The organism is Pseudarthrobacter sp. CCNWLW207 (assembly GCF_037203945.1).
Lineage (GTDB): Bacteria > Actinomycetota > Actinomycetes > Actinomycetales > Micrococcaceae > Arthrobacter.
The window spans coordinates 36,400-54,137 of record NZ_JBBCBS010000014.1; the positions used below are offsets into that span (position 1 = coordinate 36,400).

General features: G+C 63.8%; 20 protein-coding genes. 6 read left to right on the forward strand and 14 right to left on the reverse strand.

What is annotated here, in order from left to right:
• Positions 1–27: 27 nt before the first annotated feature.
• On the reverse strand, positions 28–2,670 hold the full coding sequence (gene polA, locus V9L17_RS18925; protein ID WP_376048186.1) for a DNA polymerase I: 2,643 nt from the start codon (positions 2,668–2,670) through the stop codon (positions 28–30).
• 193 nt (positions 2,671–2,863) lie between these two features.
• Between polA and V9L17_RS18930 the strand changes: the two genes are divergently transcribed.
• Positions 2,864–3,343, forward strand: a complete 480-nt coding sequence (locus tag V9L17_RS18930; protein ID WP_337352498.1) for a hotdog fold thioesterase — start codon at positions 2,864–2,866, stop codon at positions 3,341–3,343.
• A gap of 18 nt (positions 3,344–3,361) precedes the next feature.
• Here the strand turns inward: V9L17_RS18930 and V9L17_RS18935 are convergent, their stop codons facing one another.
• The 8 genes from V9L17_RS18935 to V9L17_RS18970 form a co-directional block, all read right to left on the reverse strand.
• Complete coding sequence (locus V9L17_RS18935; protein ID WP_337352499.1) at positions 3,362–3,919, reverse strand: dihydrofolate reductase family protein; 558 nt, start codon at positions 3,917–3,919, stop codon at positions 3,362–3,364.
• Positions 3,920–4,025: 106 nt separating this feature from the next.
• Positions 4,026–4,247, reverse strand: coding sequence for a hypothetical protein (locus tag V9L17_RS18940; protein ID WP_337347282.1), 222 nt, complete (start codon positions 4,245–4,247; stop codon positions 4,026–4,028).
• Positions 4,244–5,497 carry an inorganic phosphate transporter gene (locus tag V9L17_RS18945; RefSeq protein ID WP_337347281.1) on the reverse strand — a complete coding sequence of 418 codons (1,254 nt, stop codon included), beginning with the start codon at positions 5,495–5,497 and terminating at the stop codon, positions 4,244–4,246. Before V9L17_RS18945 ends, V9L17_RS18940 begins: the two co-directional genes overlap by 4 nt.
• Before the next feature lie 152 nt (positions 5,498–5,649).
• Positions 5,650–6,159, reverse strand: a complete 510-nt coding sequence (locus tag V9L17_RS18950; protein WP_337352500.1) for an HAD domain-containing protein — start codon at positions 6,157–6,159, stop codon at positions 5,650–5,652.
• A 15-nt stretch (positions 6,160–6,174) separates the two neighbouring features.
• Entirely contained in the window at positions 6,175–6,858 is a 684-nt protein-coding gene (locus V9L17_RS18955) for a hypothetical protein (RefSeq protein ID WP_337352501.1), read from the reverse strand.
• 57 nt (positions 6,859–6,915) lie between these two features.
• Positions 6,916–7,347: a VOC family protein gene (locus tag V9L17_RS18960; RefSeq protein WP_337352502.1), complete on the reverse strand. Its 432-nt coding sequence runs from the start codon at positions 7,345–7,347 to the stop codon at positions 6,916–6,918.
• A gap of 121 nt (positions 7,348–7,468) precedes the next feature.
• Entirely contained in the window at positions 7,469–8,188 is a 720-nt protein-coding gene (locus V9L17_RS18965; protein ID WP_337352503.1) for a response regulator, read from the reverse strand.
• Positions 8,185–10,143, reverse strand: coding sequence for a DUF4118 domain-containing protein (locus tag V9L17_RS18970; RefSeq protein WP_337352504.1), 1,959 nt, complete (start codon positions 10,141–10,143; stop codon positions 8,185–8,187). Before V9L17_RS18970 ends, V9L17_RS18965 begins: the two co-directional genes overlap by 4 nt.
• 178 nt (positions 10,144–10,321) lie before the next feature.
• Here V9L17_RS18970 and V9L17_RS18975 point away from each other — a divergent pair, with 178 nt between their 5' ends.
• The 3 genes from V9L17_RS18975 to V9L17_RS18985 all read left to right on the forward strand — a co-directional run bounded on the left by V9L17_RS18975 (position 10,322) and on the right by V9L17_RS18985 (position 13,883).
• Positions 10,322–12,298, forward strand: coding sequence for an amino acid transporter (locus tag V9L17_RS18975; RefSeq protein ID WP_337352505.1), 1,977 nt, complete (start codon positions 10,322–10,324; stop codon positions 12,296–12,298).
• 87 nt (positions 12,299–12,385) lie between these two features.
• Positions 12,386–12,871 (forward strand): class I SAM-dependent DNA methyltransferase, encoded by a 486-nt coding sequence (locus V9L17_RS18980; protein WP_337352506.1) that lies wholly within the window; start codon positions 12,386–12,388, stop codon positions 12,869–12,871.
• 64 nt (positions 12,872–12,935) lie between these two features.
• Entirely contained in the window at positions 12,936–13,883 is a 948-nt protein-coding gene (locus V9L17_RS18985; protein ID WP_337352507.1) for an alpha/beta fold hydrolase, read from the forward strand.
• Positions 13,884–13,913: 30 nt separating this feature from the next.
• Here the strand turns inward: V9L17_RS18985 and map are convergent, their stop codons facing one another.
• A complete protein-coding gene (gene map / locus V9L17_RS18990; protein WP_337347272.1) occupies positions 13,914–14,684 on the reverse strand; it encodes a type I methionyl aminopeptidase in 771 nt (256 codons plus the stop codon).
• 52 nt (positions 14,685–14,736) lie between these two features.
• Here map and V9L17_RS18995 point away from each other — a divergent pair, with 52 nt between their 5' ends.
• Positions 14,737–15,009: a helix-turn-helix domain-containing protein gene (locus V9L17_RS18995; RefSeq protein ID WP_337352508.1), complete on the forward strand. Its 273-nt coding sequence runs from the start codon at positions 14,737–14,739 to the stop codon at positions 15,007–15,009.
• A gap of 396 nt (positions 15,010–15,405) precedes the next feature.
• Here the strand turns inward: V9L17_RS18995 and V9L17_RS19000 are convergent, their stop codons facing one another.
• The 3 genes from V9L17_RS19000 to V9L17_RS19010 all read right to left on the reverse strand — a co-directional run bounded on the left by V9L17_RS19000 (position 15,406) and on the right by V9L17_RS19010 (position 16,851).
• Complete coding sequence (locus V9L17_RS19000) at positions 15,406–15,528, reverse strand: hypothetical protein (protein ID WP_337352509.1); 123 nt, start codon at positions 15,526–15,528, stop codon at positions 15,406–15,408.
• A 196-nt stretch (positions 15,529–15,724) separates the two neighbouring features.
• Positions 15,725–16,378: a DNA alkylation repair protein gene (locus V9L17_RS19005; protein ID WP_337352530.1), complete on the reverse strand. Its 654-nt coding sequence runs from the start codon at positions 16,376–16,378 to the stop codon at positions 15,725–15,727.
• A 107-nt stretch (positions 16,379–16,485) separates the two neighbouring features.
• Complete coding sequence (locus V9L17_RS19010) at positions 16,486–16,851, reverse strand: DUF1801 domain-containing protein (protein ID WP_337352510.1); 366 nt, start codon at positions 16,849–16,851, stop codon at positions 16,486–16,488.
• 131 nt (positions 16,852–16,982) lie between these two features.
• Between V9L17_RS19010 and V9L17_RS19015 the strand changes: the two genes are divergently transcribed.
• Positions 16,983–17,153 (forward strand): hypothetical protein, encoded by a 171-nt coding sequence (locus V9L17_RS19015; protein WP_337347268.1) that lies wholly within the window; start codon positions 16,983–16,985, stop codon positions 17,151–17,153.
• Here V9L17_RS19015 and V9L17_RS19020 read toward each other — a convergent pair.
• Positions 17,150–17,665, reverse strand: a complete 516-nt coding sequence (locus V9L17_RS19020) for an AAA family ATPase (protein ID WP_337352511.1) — start codon at positions 17,663–17,665, stop codon at positions 17,150–17,152. The two genes, V9L17_RS19015 and V9L17_RS19020, sit on opposite strands and share 4 nt — an antisense overlap.
• Between the last annotated feature and the right edge of the window lie 73 nt (positions 17,666–17,738).

Below are 17,738 nucleotides of genomic sequence, written 5' to 3' on the forward strand. Positions count from 1 at the left end.
TGCCCCTGGCCTGTGCCGCTGGCGGTCCTAGTGCCCGGCGTCGTACCAGCTCGGACCCACGCCGATCTGTACGTCGAGGGGGACGCTGAGGTCCGCGGCGCCGGCCATCTGTTCGGTGACGAGTTTCTCCACCACTTCCCGCTCGCCGGTAGCCACTTCGAGCACCAGTTCGTCATGGACCTGGAGGAGCATACGGGACTTCAGGCCCTGGGCCGCCAGTTCCTCGTGCACACCCAGCATGGCGCGCTTGATGATGTCCGCCGCCGAGCCCTGGATGGGCGAGTTCAGCGCGATGCGTTCTGCGTTCTCGCGCAGCTGGCGATCCGTGCTGGTGAGGTCCGGGAGGTAGCGGCGGCGCCCCTCGATAGTGGCGGTGTAGCCGTCAATCCGGGCCTGGTCCACCACCCCGCGGAGGTAGTCGCGAACGGCGCCGAACCGGTCGAAGTAGTCCTTCATGAGTGTCCGGGCCTCGTCGACGGAAATTTCCAGCTGCTTGGAGAGGCCAAAGGACGTCAGGCCGTAGGCGAGGCCATACGACATGGCCTTGACCTTCGAACGCATGGCGCTGGTGACTTGGTCGGTGGGGACGTGGAAGATGTTGGAGCCCACAAAGCGGTGGAGGTCCTCGCCGTCCTTGTAGGCCTGGATCAGGCCGGCGTCCCCCGAAAGGTGCGCCATGATGCGCATTTCGATCTGCGAGTAGTCGGCGGACAGTAGGCAGTCATAGCCTTCGCTGACCACAAAGATGCCGCGGACTCGCCGACCTTCCTCGCTGCGGATGGGGATGTTCTGCAAGTTGGGGTTATTGGAAGAGATCCGGCCCGTGGCTGCGACGTTCTGCGCGTAGGTGGTGTGGATCCGGCCATCTTCCGTGACGGACTTCTTCAGCGACTCCAGCATTTGGCGCAGCTTCGAGGACTCGCGGTGGGCCATGAGCTGGACCAGGAATTCATGCCCGGTTTTTTCCAACAGGTTCTTCAGCGACGCGGCATCGGTGGTGTAGCCCGATTTGATCTTCTTGGTCTTCGGCAACTGCAGTTCCTCGAACAGAACAGTCTGGAGCTGCTTGGGCGAACCGAGGTTGACCTCGTGGCCGATCGCGGCGAACGCGAGTTCCTGGGCGTTGTCAATTACCTTGGCGAGGTCCGCGAGCTGCTCATCCATGCGGGGCATATCGATGGCGATGCCGGCGAGTTCCATGTCGGCCAGCACCCTGCTGACAGGCAATTCCAGGGTGGCCAGCAAGTCCGCGGCCTGGCGTTCGGCAAGTTCCGATTCGAAGTATCGGCTCAGCGCCTGGACGACGGCGGCCACCTGGACCAGTGCGTCAGCGGCGGCGGCGTCATCGCCGTCGAACGAGAGCTCAAGCTGGCCTGCTTTGGCAGTCTCGGAGGAGATGCTGACGTTCAGGTGGTGCTGGGCGAGCTCGGCCAGTTCATAGGTGCGGCGGTCCGGCTGGATGAGGTAGCCGGAGATGGACGTGTCATCCACCACCCCTTCCAGACCCAGGCCGCGGCTGGACAGCGCCTTCAGGGCAGCTTTGTAGCCGTGCATGACCTTGGGCGACGACGCGTCCCGCAGCCAGTCCGCAAGGACGTTTTCGGCTGCGGCGTCCTGGCCGGCGAGGTCGATGTATACGGCCGCATCGTCACGGACAATGGCGATGGCTGCGGCGTCTTCGCCGATTCGGCCGGGAACAAGGTCAACGGCGACGGCCGAGCGTTTCCCTGCACCGGCAGCGAGGAAAGCACCCAATTCTGCTGCGTTGGACGGGGTTTTATACTCCGGCACTGCGACGTTCTCGCGCTCCGCCGGTTCCAGGTCCTCGCTGCCGTACAGCGCGAAGAGCCGGGCACGGATGGTTTTGAACTCCAACTCGTCGAACAACTGCTCGAGGGCAGCTTCGTCCGGCCGCGGGTCCGCGAGGTCCTCCAGGGTCACGGGCAGTTCGAGGTCTGTGTGGAGCCGGTTCAGACGGCGATTGCGCTTAACGTCCTCGATGTTTTCCCGGAGGGCGTCGCCCACCTTGCCGCCGATCGCATCCACGTGCTCAAGGACACCCTCGAGTCCGCCGTAAAGGTTGATCCACTTCGCGGCGGTCTTGGGCCCGACACCCGGAACACCCGGAAGGTTATCGGAGGACTCCCCCACCAGCGCGGCGAGGTCGGAATACTGCGGCGGCGTGACAAAGTACTTCTCCTGGATTGCCGCGGCGTCCAGCCGGGGGATGTCGCTGACACCCTTGCGGGGGTACAACACAAAAACGTTGTCGGTGATGAGCTGGAACGCATCGCGGTCGCCGGTGACCAGGAGGACTTCGTAGCCGGCCTTCTCCCCCATCACGGACAGCGTTGCCAGGATGTCGTCCGCTTCGTAGCCGGGCAGCTTGATGGTCTTGATGCCCCACGCCTGCATGACCTTGTCGATGAGGTCGATCTGGCCGCTCATCTCCCGGGGCGTTTCGTTGCGGCCACCTTTGTAGTCGCTGTACTCGGCTTTGCGGTGCGTGGTCTCGTCCGAGACATCGAAGGCGACGGCGATGTGCGTGGGCTGCTGTTCCTTGATCAGGTTGATCAGCATGGAGGTAAAGCCGTGGATTGCGTTGGTGTGCTGTCCGTTGGCGGTGGAAAACTTGTCGGCGGGCAGCGCGAAGAACGCCCGGAACGCCATCGAATGCCCGTCCAGCACCAGGAGGCGCGGCTGGCTGGTAATAGGAATGACGGGAGCCTCGGTAGCGGAAACCCGGCCCCCGGCCGGCGGGACCTTGATGTCCTGCAGGGCGGCGTCAGCCTCAAGGGCAACGGTTTCGGAAGGGAAGGGGGCCGGTTTGGTAGTTTCACTCACAGGTGCCAGCCTAGTTCCCATGATGGACAATTTCACGCCCGGCCCCTTTACTGAGGAGTTGGTCACAGCCGGCGTCCCCGAACAGCTGCATGAGTGGCTCAGCGGATATGGAATCGGTGCCCTGGTGCTCAAGATGGGCATCCACTTCCTGGAGATGAGTCCCGAGCGGACGGTGGCCACCATGCCGGTGGAAGGCAACACCCAGGTGGCAGGCATCCTGCATGGCGGAGCCCACGTTGTGCTGGCCGAAACACTGGGATCCTTTGCGGCGGGCATGCACGCCGGCGCTGGCAGGCATGCCGTGGGCATCGAGGTCAACGCCACCCACCACCGGTCCGTTGCGGCCGGCACCGTCACCGGTACGTGCACCGCCGTCCACCTCGGCGGGACGCTGACCACACACGAGGTGGTCATGACCGATGACAAGGGCAGGCGGCTGTCAACGGCCCGCATCACCAACATGCTCAGGGACAATGGGCCCGCGAAAAAGGGCGACTAGTCCAGCAGGCAGGGGATCCTAGCCAGCCGTGTCCGCAGGGTTGAGGTTGTAGCGCAACTCAACTACCCCCCGCCCCATGGTGCGCGAAGCAGTCAGCTCCAGTGGCGCCGTCGGGCCTTCCAGCGGCAATAAGCGCTTGCCGTCGCCCAGCACCACCGGGATGACCGAGAGGATGAGTTCATCCAGGTACCCCGCAGCGGCGAACTGGGCTGCCAGGTTGCCGCCGCCCACCACCCACACGTTCTTCCCGCCGGCGTCGTCCTTGAAATCCTGTACGAATTCCCGGACCGGGCCGCGGACAAATGTGACGTCTGAACCGGCCGGCGCCGTGTGCTCGTGCCGGGTGAAGACGTAGCAGGGCGTGGACGGGTAGGGCCATTTGCCGGGTTCGTGCTTCATCAGCCAGGCGTAGGTTTCCCCGCCCATGACGATGCAGCCCACGCCCTCCATGAAGGTGTCGTAGCTGTCCTGCCCGCCGTCGAAGCCGTCGAATTGCAGGAGCCAGGTGAGGTCGTCATGTGCGGTGGCGATGAAGCCGTCCAGGGACGCGGCCACGAAGTACTGGAAGCGGGACATGGCTCAAGCGTAGTCATTTCGACTCCGGGTTCCCATACTCCACCCGCAGTCCGTCGTCGCAACAGTCTTAGCTATTCCCCCGCCGGAGCCTATCCCCCGGAAAAAACTACTTGCTGAAGTACGGGATGATCAGGTACAGCCCAAACAGCACGGCAACACCACAGAGGCCGAAACAGATATATGCGAAGGAGCGTTTGGCGCGCGGCGAGGCCTGCTGGGCGTCACCGGCGATGGCGGTCAGCCGGACGCCAAGCGAGTACAGGACTACTACGGTCACGGCAGCCACCAAGGTGGCGCCGCCTACGGTCAGGAGTTCCAACCACTTCATCGCTGCGTATCCTTCTGCTCAGACGCTTCGGCTGGGGCTTCAGCTGCGGTCTTGTCCTTGGTGCGGGCGCGGGCCCGCGCGAGGGCTTTCTTCTTGGCGAAGCGGACGGCCTGCCCGGCTTCCTCGACCTCCACGGCGTTGTGGTGGCCAACATGGGACTTACGGGAGTAGAAGAACATAAACAGCACGGCAGCCGTACCGGCGACGGCGGCAATCAGTACACCCACCACGCCTGTCTTGACGAGCAATGCCGTCAAGGCGCCCACAATGCCCGCGGCCGGGAGTGTAAACAGCCAGCCCAGCGCGATCTTGCCCACCATGTTCCAGCGGACCGTGGTGCCCTTGCGGCCCATGCCGGAGCCGATGACCGATCCGGACGCAACCTGCGTTGTGGAAAGGGCAAAGCCCAGGTGGGAGGAGGCCAGGATGGCCGAAGCGGTGCTGGTCTCGGCCGCGAAACCCTGGGCGGGCTTAACCTCGGTGAGCCCGGAGCCCATGGTGCGGATGATGCGCCAACCGCCAGCATAGGTGCCCACGGCAATGGCAATGGCGCACGCGGCGATGACCCAGAACTGCGGGCCGGAGCCTGGTGCCTGGGTTCCTGCGGCAATCAGGACCAGGGTGATGATGCCCATGGTCTTCTGCGCGTCATTAGTGCCGTGCGCCAGTGCCACCAGGCTGGAGGTAAAGATCTGGCCGGTGCGGAATCCGCCGCGCTTCTGCGTGAGCTTGCTGCCCGTTTCGGGGTCGTGGCGGGCGGTCAGGGCATAGGCGAGCCTGGTGCAGATGTAGGCCACAATCCCAGCGATGAGGGGGGCGAAGATGGCCGGCAGGATGACCTTCTGCAGGAGTGTCTCCAGATTGACGGAGTTGAACCCGATCCCCGCGATGGCCGCGCCGATCAGTCCACCGAACAGTGCATGGGACGAACTGGACGGCAGGCCCTTCAGCCAGGTGATCATGTTCCACAGGATGGCGCCCATCAGGCCGGCGAAGATGATGTCCGGCGTGATCTGGACGCCGTCAGAGCCTTCCCTGATGATGCCGCCGGAAACTGTCTTGGCGACCTCCGTTGACAGGAATGCGCCCACCAGGTTCAGGACGGCGGCGAGTGTCACCGCCGTTTTTGGCTTGATGGCACCTGTGGCGATAGGCGTGGCCATCGCATTCGCGGTGTCATGGAAGCCGTTCGTGAAGTCGAAAAATAGTGCCAGTGCGATGACCAGCGCCACCATGAAGGTGATATCCACCTGTTGCCCAATCTGCAGAGTCGACGTTCAGCAGTTTCTTTCCCCCGGCTGCCTTGCACAGCATAATTCACCAGCTGTTCGCGTGGAATGACTTGTGGCGTTAACACAACCGGCGTGAAACCTTATCGATCGTACGCGTACCGGGCATCAGGTCAAAACAGCGGCGGTATCAAAAAGGAGCTGACGGATTCGAGTTCCGCGGGCGAAATTCCCAGCCGTGGATCCGGCGAGACCAGCAGGATCCGCGCGCCGAGGAACCGGGCCCATTGCTGTGCCTCTTTTTCGAACCGGAGCTGGTCGTCGATCCAGACAATGCGCTCCGGGCTACTACGTTCCAGATCCGCCTGGAGCGCCGCAAGCTTCCACCACCGCTCCCCTGTATTGCCGCCGTCAGCGGTCAGGTATGGCCATCGGCCGCCGTCCAGTCCAATGGCGGGGCACAGGTATTCAGGCGCCATCTCCTCCCAGCTGGTAAGCCAAATGCACGCAACGTCCGGCCTAGCGGCGAGGTCATTGAGCCCGTCCACCAGTTCCTGCGCATAGGCCACGGGCAGCAAACCGGCATCGGCCTGGCACCATTCGCTGCCCCATTCGCTCCTGCCGGCGGGGCCGAAAGGGCAGATGACTCCGTCCACATCCAAGTAGAGGGTGACGTTCCGCACAGCCGCACCGCAACTCTAGCGTTGTGGGTATTCCGGGGCGTGGCCGGAGTCCAGCATGGGCGCCACTTTCTCCTCGAGAGCTGTCACTGTGGCGTCCGGAAGGACAATCAGACCGTCCAGCTCGCGGCGAGCCCGCTTGTAGGCTGCCTGACGCTCTGCCGGCGTGGCTGCGCTGTCTTCCGCGAGACGCAGCAGCTTCCTGGCTGTGGCCAGCCGTTCACGCTCGGGGCCCGAAAAGTTTGAATCCTTAATGCGCCTGGCCTCGCGTTCGGCTACGGAAAAAGCCACCTCATAGCCGTTGACCGCCGAGCGGTAGGCCTCGAGCCGGGAGGGCACCGTGAGTTCTTTAGCCGCGGCAGGCCGAAGCCCGTCGGCTTCGCGTTTCGCCCGCAGGAACGCCACGGTCAGGGGTTCGCGGACATCAGTCATCAAGGGAAAATCGATCAGCTTGCCTACATCGAGCTCGTAGTCCAGCCAGCGTTTGTTCACGGCGTCGTGGCTGGCCATCAGCATGGCCACTTCGGCCTCGGCTACCTGCTCTGCCTGCAGCGTCAGATTCCTCAGCTTGTAGAGCTCCACCCGGCGCTGGTGCCTGCGCTCGGTGGAGTTCTGCCACGCCTTGGCCCAACCGCCCATGACACCACTGAGCGGAAAGACCAGCCACCAGTAATGGGCCATAAAATCCAGGATGGGCTGCACGCTTCTATCGTCGCACCGCGCGAGGCAGCTGCTCAAGGACTATGGCTTCGGGCCTGCCTAGGACGCGGGAGCCGCCAGGGGGTTATTGACGTTTACCAACCAGGCGGTACCGAATTTGTCCGTGCACATGCCGAAGATGTCGCCCCAAGGTGCCGGTTCCAGCGGCACGGTCACAGAGCCGCCGTCGCCGGACAGCTTGTCCCAGTAGCCGCGGAGCTCTGCTTCGTCATCGCCGCTGAGGGAAACCGAGATGGAGCTGCCCTGCGCGAGGTCCATGCCGTTGGGGGTGTCTGCCCCCATCAGTACCAGGCCCTTATCGGTGGTCAGCATGCCATGCATGATTTTGTCGGCCTCTGCCGGATCTTCGCTGGCCTGGAATTCGCCGAACGTGCTCAGGGCAAGGTCGCCGCCGAACACGGACTGGTAAAAGGTCATCGCCTCCCGGGCGTTGTCGCGGAATCCAAGGTAGGGGTTGAGCGTCGTTGGCATGGACAAATCTCCTTGCGGTACGGAACGGAATCGGAAAGGAACAGTCAACATACTGCCCCAATTCCACCCCGCTTCATAGGGTTCCCTGGCCGCCGGTTTCCCTGTTGGCCGATGGCGTGGCTCAAGGCACGAACCGGTACCCCACGCCGGGTTCGGTGAGCAGGTGGCGCGGGTTTCCGGGGTCGGTCTCCAGCTTCCGGCGAAGCTGCGCCATGTACACGCGCAGGTAGTTGGCTTCCTTCTGGTAAGCAGGCCCCCAGACGTCCAGCAGGAGCTGCTGCTGCGTTACGAGCCGGGCCGGGTTCCGGACCAGCAGCTCCAGGATGCTCCATTCGGTGGGTGTCAGCCGCACAGCGTCGCCATCCCTGGTGACGCGCCGCTGGGCAAGGTCCACAGTGAAGGACGAGGCCGCCACGGTGGGTGCCGATTCGGGCTCGGGCACACGGCGGAGCAGCGCGCGCAGCCGGGCGAGGAGTTCGTCCAGGCCGAAGGGTTTGGTGATGTAGTCATCCGCGCCGGCGTCGAGGGCGTCCACTTTATCCGAGGAGCCATGCCGGGCGGACAGCACCAGCACCGGCAGGCTGCTCCAGCGGCGGAGCTCCCGGAGTACCTCCGCCCCGTCAAGGTCCGGCAGCCCGAGGTCCAAAACCATCAGGTCCGGCGGCCGGTGCGATGCGGCACGCAAGGCCGCGCCGCCGTCGGCTGCTGTATCCACGGCATAGCCATGGGCCTGGAGCGTGATCCGGAGCGCCTTCAGCAGGTGGGGGTCGTCGTCCACCACGAGGACGCTGGTCCGTTGGCCCGGATGCGTGCCCGCAGAGTGTGTCTGGGCCGCGTTCACGTGGCATCCTGCCGCGGCTGGCCTGCAGCATGGCGCGCGCCCGCTTCGCCGGTGGAAAGGGCCAACGTGATGACCATGGTCAATCCCCCGCCGGGAGTCTCCTGTGCGGTCAGCGTGCCGCCCATGGCCTTGATAAATCCGTCCGCGACGGCCAGGCCCAGGCCCACGCCCGTGGATTGGGGAAGGTCGTGGAGCCGCTGGAACGGCCGGAACATGTCCAGCACTTTTTGGGCGGGTACGCCAGCGCCGTGGTCGATGATCCGCAACTCACCGGAAGGATAGCCGTCCAGGGTGTCTGCGCCCATTCCGTCGGAAGCGCCGGTGATGGTGATGCCGGATCCGGGGGCGTACTTGACGGCGTTTTCGACGATGTTGGCGATGACGCGTTCCAGCAGCACCGGATCGGCTTCCACGACAGGCATGTTGGCCGGCAGCTCAACCCGAACAGTTCCCTCCGGCAGCCCACGGAGGGCCGGGGAAACAACGTCGCTCCACCGAACCGGCCCAAGCGTGGGCATAACCGAATCGGCGGTAATCCTTGACATATCCAGGAGGTTACCGACTAGCTGGTCCAGCCGGTCGGTGCACTCATCGATGGTTTCCAGCAACTCCCTCTCCTCAGCAGCGGTATAGGTGACTGTCCGTTGCAGCAGCCCACCTGCGGCGAGCTTGATTCCGGCCAGTGGCGTCCGCAGATCGTGCGAAACAGCCCGCAGGATGGCAGTGCGCATGGTGTTCCCTTCGGCCAGGCGCAGCACCTCGCGGCGACTTACGGCCAACTGCCGGCGCTCCAGCTGGGCTTTGACGTGGACCGCAAAGGCACCCAGCAGCCTGCTTTCCGACGCCGGCACCTGCCGGCCGAACAGCACGAGCCGGGTATCGGCGTCGACCGGCTCTGCAGTGCTGCCCGCGATGCCAGCAACACCCGGCTCCCACCCGGCAATGTCCCCGGCACCGGCCACCAACCGCCATACCCGGCCGTCAGCGTCCGGGCCCCCGTCCCTTGAAAGTTCCGACGCCGGTCCAGCGCCTTCCGCTTTCACGGTGTGGCTGCTGAACACTCCGGCGCCTGTTGCACCGAAAACGTCCAGGGCTTCCGCCAGCAGGCCTTCGAGGGTGTCCTCCGAGCGGGAGGCGCCCAGGGCGAGATCACCCAGCGTGGCGGCCTCGGCCTGGGCCCGGGCGGCTTCCTTTGACCGACGGGCGGACCTGTCCACCACACCGGCCACAGCCACGGACACGCCCACAAAGATACCCAAGGACAGGAAGTCCTGCGGATCACTGACAGCGAGGTCCCCCAGCGGCGGCGTCGAAAAATAGTTCACCAGCAGGCTGCTCCACAGTGCGCCGACGACGGCGGGCCACAACCCGCCCACCAGCGCCACCGCGACGGCGCCCGCAAGCTGGATCAGGACGGCGGTGGCAACGCTGTGGTCAAACGCGGCCAGCAGCAACTGCAGCAGGAGCGGAAGGGCAGCTGCGAGCGCAAAGCCGGCACCGGCCCGCGCCCCGCCAAGGGTGGGCCTCCTGCGCCGTGGGGCGTGCACGGGCGCGGAGCGGGGCACTACCTGGACGTCAATGTCCCCCGCGCCGCGGACCACCCTGGTTTCCACGCTGCCGCCGGACAGGAGCCCGGACAGCTGGCCGGCCAACGGCCTGCGGCGGGACTGGCCGACCACGATGTGGGTGGCATCGGACTTGCGGGCGTAGTCGAGCAGGGCCGACGCCGGGTCAGGTGCCGAGAGCGTGTGGTAGCTTCCGCCCAGTTCTACGACCAGCCGCCGCTGGGCCTCCAGCGCCTGCGGCGATTCTCCCGGCGCATCCTCTGCGGTGCGGACGTGGACGGCCACCAGTTCGCCGCCGTCGCTCCTTTCCAGGATCCTGGCGGCGCGGCGGATGAGCAGTTCTGCGTCGTCGCTGCCGTTGAGGCCAATGACTATCCGTTCCCGTGCCATGCGGCCATTCTCCCACCAGGATCCTGCACGCCTTCACCGTCCGGCCGCACGAGCTGTGGTGTTGGTCATAGCGGTGTTAAGGATGCGTCAAGATGCTGGGGAATCCAGGTCCCGCAGGGCCGGCCAGTACTAGATTCGGCTGTGCCCGCGGCGCCGTGCTGTGGACTGAAAGGCTTTCATGACCACCATGAGCAGGCCCCCGGCCGACCCGTCCGCCCTCCGCCCGACGCGGAAGGCGGCCTTTGGCAGTTGGCTGCTGTTCGGACTGCAGGACTCCAAAGGCGCACACCAAGGCCCAGGTGGCCTCGCGGCTGACGAGGAGAAGAAGCACCACTGGTGGCAGGTGATGTGCCTGACGGGCGTGGACTACTTCTCTACCCTCGGGTACCAGCCGGCCATCGCGGCACTGGCTGCCGGTGCCATCTCTCCCCTGGCCACGCTGGTTCTGGTTGCTGTGACCTTGTTAGGGGCCCTGCCGGTCTATCGGAGGGTGGCGGGCGAGAGCCCCCGCGGTGAGGGGTCCATCGCGATGCTGGAACGGCTGCTCCCCCGGTGGGGCGGAAAGCTTCTGGTGCTGGTGCTGCTCGGTTTTGCCGCGACGGACTTCATGATCACCATGACCCTCTCCGCTGCCGATGCCACCGCGCACCTCATCGAAAACCCGTTTGCTCCGGAGTTCCTGCACGGCCAGGAGGTGGCAGTGACGCTGGTGCTGCTTGCGTTGCTCGCCCCGGTCTTCCTTCGCGGGTTCAAGGAGGCCATCGGCGTCGCCGTCGTACTGGTGGTCCTGTACCTGGGGCTCAATGTGGTGGTCATAGCCACGTCCCTCGGCGAGGCGGCGGCCCATCCGGTTGCCGTCGGTGACTGGTGGCAGACCCTCAACACATCGCACGGCAATCCGCTCATGGCAGTGGCCATGGCATTACTGGTCTTCCCCAAACTGGCCCTGGGACTGTCCGGCTTCGAAACAGGAGTGGCGGTGATGCCGCAGGTGCGCGGTGGCGCCGGTGATACCGACGGGAACCCTGCCGGACGGATCCAGGGGACACGGAAGATGCTGACCGCCGCCGCAATGATCATGAGTGCCTTCCTGGTGACGAGCAGTTTTACGACGGTGGTCCTGATCCCCGGGCACGAGTTCCAGCCTGGCGGGGAAGCGAACGGAAGGGCGTTGGCGTTCCTTGCGCACGAATACCTGGGAGACGGGTTCGGAACCGTGTATGACCTCAGCACCATCGCCATTCTCTGGTTCGCCGGGGCATCCGCAATGGCGGGCCTGCTGAACCTTGTTCCCCGATACTTGCCGCGGTACGGCATGGCCCCCGAATGGGCGAAGGCCGTCCGCCCACTGGTGCTCGTCTTCACGCTCACCGGGTTCCTCATCACATGGCTGTTTGAGGCCGACGTCGATGCCCAGGGCGGTGCGTACGCCACCGGCGTCCTGGTGCTGATGACTTCTGCGGCGGTGGCCGTGACGCTCTCGGCGCGCCGCCTGCAGCAACGGAAGCGGGCCATGGGGTTCGGAGTGATTGCCGTGCTTTTTGTCTACACCACAGTCACCAACATCTTTGAGCGGCCCGAGGGAATCAGGATTGCGGGGCTGTTCATCCTGGGGATCGTGAGCATTTCGCTGCTGTCCAGGGTATTGCGTTCCTTCGAGCTGCACGCCACGCATGTCCGGTTGGATACGCAGGCGCTGGAGTTCATGGCGGAGAACCTGTCGGGGCCCATCGGCATCATCGCCCACGAACCGCTCCGCCAGTCCGCGGAGGCCTACCGGCAGAAGCTGGCGTCCGCCACCGAAGCCAGCCACTTCCCCTCGGACTACCGGCCCCTGTTCCTGGAAGTCACCGTGGATGATTCCTCCGACTTCGAAACGGCGCTGGAAGTCCGGGGCGTAGTGCGGCATGGTTTCGCCGTGCTGGAGGTGCACGGACCGGTAGTACCCAACACCATCGCCTCGGTGCTCCTCCATATCCGGGACGTGACTGGCCTGATGCCGCACGTGTACTTCCGCTGGACCGAAGGCAACCCTGCCGTGAACCTCCTGCGCTTCCTGGTGCTGGGCGAGGGTGAGATCGCTCCCGTGACACGGGAGATCCTGCGGGAGGCCGAACCGGATGTCACCAAGCGGCCGTGGGTGCACGTGGGGTAAGGGCTCGCTTGCGACGGCGGCCGGATCACTTGGTGCGGACATGGGGACTGTGCCGGGTATCTCCTTGCCTGTCCCTAGACTTGGTGCGTGACTGATGCGCAGGTTCTGCATGCCTACGCCGCGCGTGCGGCAGAATACACGAGCGTCCTTGGCGCCATCGAGGACATGCACGAGCACGACCTGCGCCGGATTGAACGGTGGGCCGGGGAGATTCGCGGTCCGGTTATCGACGCCGGGTGCGGCCCGGGACATTGGACGGACTACCTTCACAAACGGGGTGTCGACATCGCAGGTGTTGATTTCGTTCCCGAGTTCATAGAGATCGCCCGACTCCGCTTCCCCGAGGTACTGTTCCGGGTCTCCTCAGTTCGTGCCCTGGACGTGGCGGACGGGGGCCTGAGTGGCGTGCTCGCCTGGTATTCGCTGATTCACCTGGTTCCGGCCGAGCTACCGCACTCTTTAGACCAGATGAGCCGGCTACTGCAGGATGCCGGGTTCGAGGTTCTCGACGTCGAAACGAGGCATGACGCCGGCAGGCGGCCGCATGCAGCCATTGCTGCGATCCGCCGGTAAAGGCTCGCTTTTCCCGAACCCGGGGAACAACCGGAACGGCACGACGTCGAATACTGTGGATCCGGTGACGGACGAGCAATTCCAGGCAAAAAGCGGCTGGGTGACTGTGCCCCATGCCGAAATCTACTGGGAAGCCACCGGAGATCCCGACGGGATTGCGGTCCTTTACCTTCATGGAGGCCCTGGCGGTTCCCTTGGTCGGGGCGGGTACCGTAAACGCCACGACCCCGGCCGGTTCCGCACTATCGGTCTTGACCAACGCGGTTGCGGCAAGAGCACTCCCGTCGTCCAGGACGACCTTGACCACCTGCCCGAGAACACGACGCAAGCCTTGATCAAAGACATCGAGGCTGTGAGAGAACACTTGGGTGTACAGAAGTGGATCGTGACCGGCGTTTCCTGGGGTAGCACGCTTGCCCTCGCCTATGCCCTGGAGTACCCCGCGCGGGTTCTCGGCATCGCTTTGGTAGCGGTGACAACAAGCAGCAGGGACGAGATCCAGTGGATCACAGAAGACGTCGGACGCATCTTCCCCGAAGCATGGGCTGAGTTCGCACAAGCGGCCAGCGCGGCCCCCGGCGAACGGATAGTGGATGCTTACGCTCGTCGGCTGGCGGGCCAGGATCGCGCAGACGCGCGCCTCGCTGCACTGTCTTGGGACCGGTGGGAATCAACGCACATTTCGCTGGATCCTAACTGGCTTCCTGGCCTGCTGTTCGAAGACGAGCGCCAACGGATGACCTTCGCGCTCCTGGTCACGCACTACTGGTCCAAGGACGGATTCCTCGTCGATGGCCGGGAAATCATCCCGCGGATCCACGAGCTCAACGGCATCCCCGGCTACCTCATCCACGGCAGGCGGGACATCAGCGGCCCCGCCGTCACGGCATGGCAGTTGCACCGGCGCTGGGAGTCCAGCCGGCTTATCGTCATCGAGGACGAGGGCCATGGCGGAACTCGATGCATGGCAGCACTGACACGAGCAGTCGAAGAAATCGCTGCACTGGCCTGAGTTCACGGGCTGCGACGGCTTCGGAGCCCTCTAGGCCAGTTGAGTGAGAATAACGGGTCCGGATTCCGTGACGGCAACCGTATGCTCGGAATGCGCGGTCCGCCGGCCATTGGAGCTGCACAGGGTCCACCCGTCGGGAGCTGTCACCAGCTTGCTGGTGCCGTCCATAACCCAAGGCTCTATTGCCAGAAGCAGTCCAGGCCGCAGCACGTATCCACGGCCAGGCGCACCGATATTCGGAATATGCGGATCCTGGTGCATGGTGCTTCCAACACCATGTCCGCCAAATTCGGTATTGACCTCAAAATGCGCTGATTCGAGCACTGCGCCAATTGCGTGGGAGATATCTCCGATACGGGCTCCGGACTCGGCCGCCCGGATGCCAGCCAGAAGCGCTTTTTCCGTGGTTTCAATCATCTTCAGGTCCCCGGGCGCGGCAGAACTCCCTACAACGAAGCTGATGGCGGAATCAGTGACCCAACCATCGACACTTGCCGCGAAATCAAGCGTGAGCAGGTCCCCGTCCACTAAAACGTAGTCATGAGGGAGTCCGTGCAGGACGGCATCGTTGACGGACGTGCAGATGACTTTTCCGAATGGCCCGCGCCCAAACGCCGGGGCATAGTCGACATAACACGAGCGGGCTCCTGCGCTCCGGATCATCGAAGCTGCCCATTCGTTGATGTCCAGGAGATTGGTCCCCGGCTCGATTCTCTGACGCAAGTCCGACAAGGTTTTTGCCACGAATTGGCCCGAGTGACGTGCTTGGTCAATTTCCCGGGGTGTGAGTAGCTCAATCAACGAATCCTCCAATATAGAACCGGTATTATTATAACGGTACTATGCTGGGAGGATGGTCAGAGTTCCTCTTAGCCCCGAAGATGTCCGCGCCGGGAGGCTGCTCGGAGAGATGCTCCGAAATGCACGCGGAGAACGGACCCTTGTCCAGGTGGCTCTCGGAGCAGGAATATCCCCCGAGACGCTCAGGAAAATCGAGACGGGACGAATCGCGACGCCTTCTTTCGTGATCGTGGCTTCCCTGGCCGAGGAACTGGGCCTCTCGTTGGATGCTATCCAGCGAACGCTGCGAAGGTCGTCCGGCGAAAAGCTCGATGTAGCCTCTTAGAGCACGTAGGGTTCGAACCATGGACGCATCTGGGGGGACCGTTTTTCGTGGGGTGCGCAGGCAAATAGTGCTGTCGACGGCGGGCCTTACTATCGGCGTCGTAGCAGCTGCCTGTGGGTTGGCGCCTCCGCAGGGCTCAGCCTCCGACAACCACACCGCCGCCAGGCCGTCGTCTATGGCTCAAGCACCCTCGACGGGCGCAGAGTTGTCGCCGGGCAAGACTCCCGCACCGGTTCCGCCGGCGCCTCTCGCGGCTTCCGGCCAGGGTGCAAACGACTGCTTGGAACAAAGCCCGGAAGAGGCCCGTGCTAATGGAGTGCTGCAGTGCCAGTACTTCACTTCCGGCTCCCTGATGCCGGACCCAGTCCCGTCTGGCCCGGGCCTAAGCTCCGGTGACTACGCCGTAAGGTTCTCCAACGTTGGGGGAAGCACATTGATGACCGTCCGGATCCCCTGTGCTTCGTACGCGCTGAGGGTTAGCATTGTCGGCCAGACAATCACGCCGGAGCCGGGGTCCATGGAAAGCTCCATTGGCACCTGCAACTTCCCGTGGGATGAGGAGCAGAAGCGGATGGCAAGGTACCTCCAAGGGCCGTTGCAGTTCGCGCCAAAGGAAGCTGGCATCGTGCTCCATAACCCTGAATGGGGAGTCACTCTGTTCCGCACTCCCTACGCTTGACGGCGGCCGTGTCGTTGCCGAACGACGTCCACCTGGCTATCCGGCCCGGCCTTCTCCCGCCCGGCGCACCATTTCGTTGATCCAGATGGGCGCGAACGGAGAAGTGCAGTTGGGCGGCGTCGGGTAATCCTTGAGCACCTCGAGTCGCTCACCGATGTCCAGTGCACGGGCGCGGAGCTCGGCGTGCTCAATCCCGATCTGAGCCAGGCAATGGTTCATCGCCCACTGCAGACGATCAGGTGCCTCCCGCATCCCGGACTCAATGACGTCGAGGAGGCCGGGGAGGTCCAGACCTTCAGGACTCTTCGCCACGCGTTCAGTGGTCAGCGCCCAGCCGGCACTGGCGACCACTGGATCCGGATCCGCGAACCAGGACTGGCGCAGGTCTTCGGAGTGGGGGCTCTTCTTTACTACGTAGTTCACGAGCCAGTCGTGCACCTTGGGCGTACCTGCCTCGCGCAGCATGGCGTCCAGCTCATCGCCCTCGTACGCCTTGGGTCGGCAGATCAGAAGCGCCAGGAGCCTCGCCGCGGTGTCATTCGTTTCCCAGAGCTGGCGCGCAAGTTCCTGCTGGGTCTTCAGCCGCTTCGCCACAGCGCGCAGCTTGCTGAGGTTCACGCCGTGATCGTCCCCGCGCTTCTCGTTCACCTCGCGTGCCCTTGGGTCCTCGAGTGCGGCAAGCTCGGCCATCACCTGGTCCACTGTCGCTTCGGCCACCGTCGTATCAGCCACGTCTGCCTCCCTGTCGATCATGTGTGCGATTCAGCCTACGACCGAAACCTGGAAGCATCGAACACTTAGTCACGAACCCATTCACGTACGAGCCTTACGAAATCCTCCTGCCGTGCTGCCGCTACTTCCGCGCTGGGAAAAATCACTTGGCCGCGGTCTTGCCCGATCATTTCCAACAGCCCGCTCCACTTCGACGCATCAAAATGGAAGACATCCTCGTTCGTCTTGGCACCCCGGTGGAAAATGAGCTGAATGTGATTCAGCGGGCGCAGGTTGAATGTCACCCGGTCAACGGAATTGAAGCAAAAGCTCGGTGCTTTCCACTTGATGTGCTCCGTTATTGCGTCATCGCCGTTGAGGACTGCCAGCCGGAGCGACTCAATTGCCGGCTTGAAGGGGTGATCCAGCGACTCCAGGAACGAATCAACCACCGGGTTTCGATTTAGTGTCATGAGACAGTCAAGCACTTTCGCTGTCCGCTACGTGCTCACCGCACAGATATCTGACGATAGGCTTTGACGTGTCCGAATCAGGTCAACGTAGCTTCTTGGGGGAAGAACGCATGGACGCCAATCCGCTGAATTTTCTGGTGCTGTGCGCCGTGGGCGCAGCCGTCTTCTTTTATGTCCTGTACGGCGTGGTTCGCGCTGCGACCCGTGATGGAATCATCGACGCGGCACGCCAAGCCGAAAAGGCGAAGGCGTCTGGGGATGAATCGGAACTCCGCGGCTAGCTGAACGGCAGCAGGCCAACTACAGCGGCTGCATCGACAGGCGAGGACGTATCCACCCTGACAACGGTGCCGATGCTCAAAGGCGCGCCGTATGCTGACCACTCGGCCCAGTCCTGCCCCGCACTGATCCCGACCGGATGAATCCTGTGACGCCGCCGATCCCTGTACCGATCCCACGCCAGGCCCGGAGGCACGTCGCACCAAACTTCAACCACTTGTGGACGTCCTGAGAGGGCTATGCCTGCGTTGACGAAGCCAAGATCCCGAGGCCGGTACCACCACGACTCGACAATGACCGTGCCTGGAATTGCGGCGGCCAGCTGCCACATGGTCTGCGAGGCAATCTGGCCCAGCTTGCCGCTGCTCACACGGCTCAGACAAATATCCGCAAGGGCTTCCTTGATGGAGTCTTTGGAGATGAGGGGAACACCCAGTTTTTCGCTCAGTTGGATCCCCAGAGTGCTCTTTCCGGATCCGGGGAGGCCATTTACCAGGATTACTGATTCAGCCACAGTTCGTTGTTCTCATTCAGCCGGGGATTCCGAGTATTTCAGAAGTCGGCCAGGATTTGCCTGATTGAGAGGG

Bases quoted from the DNA above. Each gene is read 5' to 3' on its own strand.
- V9L17_RS18970 (WP_337352504.1), bottom strand. From the start codon at position 10,143: ATGGCACGGGAACGGATAGTCATTGGCCTCAACGGCAGCGACGACGCA.
- V9L17_RS18960 (WP_337352502.1), bottom strand. From the start codon at position 7,347: ATGCCAACGACGCTCAACCCCTACCTTGGATTCCGCGACAACGCCCGG.
- V9L17_RS19000 (WP_337352509.1), bottom strand. From the start codon at position 15,528: ATGGACCCCGGCTCCGGCGTGATTGTCTGGCCGACAATGCTAACCCTC.
- V9L17_RS18940 (WP_337347282.1), bottom strand. From the start codon at position 4,247: ATGAAGTGGTTGGAACTCCTGACCGTAGGCGGCGCCACCTTGGTGGCT.
- V9L17_RS19005 (WP_337352530.1), bottom strand. From the start codon at position 16,378: ATGGCCGAGCTTGCCGCACTCGAGGACCCAAGGGCACGCGAGGTGAAC.
- V9L17_RS18935 (WP_337352499.1), bottom strand. From the start codon at position 3,919: ATGTCCCGCTTCCAGTACTTCGTGGCCGCGTCCCTGGACGGCTTCATC.
- V9L17_RS19015 (WP_337347268.1), top strand. From the start codon at position 16,983: ATGGACGCCAATCCGCTGAATTTTCTGGTGCTGTGCGCCGTGGGCGCA.
- V9L17_RS18930 (WP_337352498.1), top strand. From the start codon at position 2,864: ATGATGGACAATTTCACGCCCGGCCCCTTTACTGAGGAGTTGGTCACA.
- V9L17_RS18995 (WP_337352508.1), top strand. From the start codon at position 14,737: ATGGTCAGAGTTCCTCTTAGCCCCGAAGATGTCCGCGCCGGGAGGCTG.
- V9L17_RS18975 (WP_337352505.1), top strand. From the start codon at position 10,322: ATGACCACCATGAGCAGGCCCCCGGCCGACCCGTCCGCCCTCCGCCCG.
- polA (WP_376048186.1), bottom strand. From the start codon at position 2,670: ATGGCGTTCCGGGCGTTCTTCGCGCTGCCCGCCGACAAGTTTTCCACC.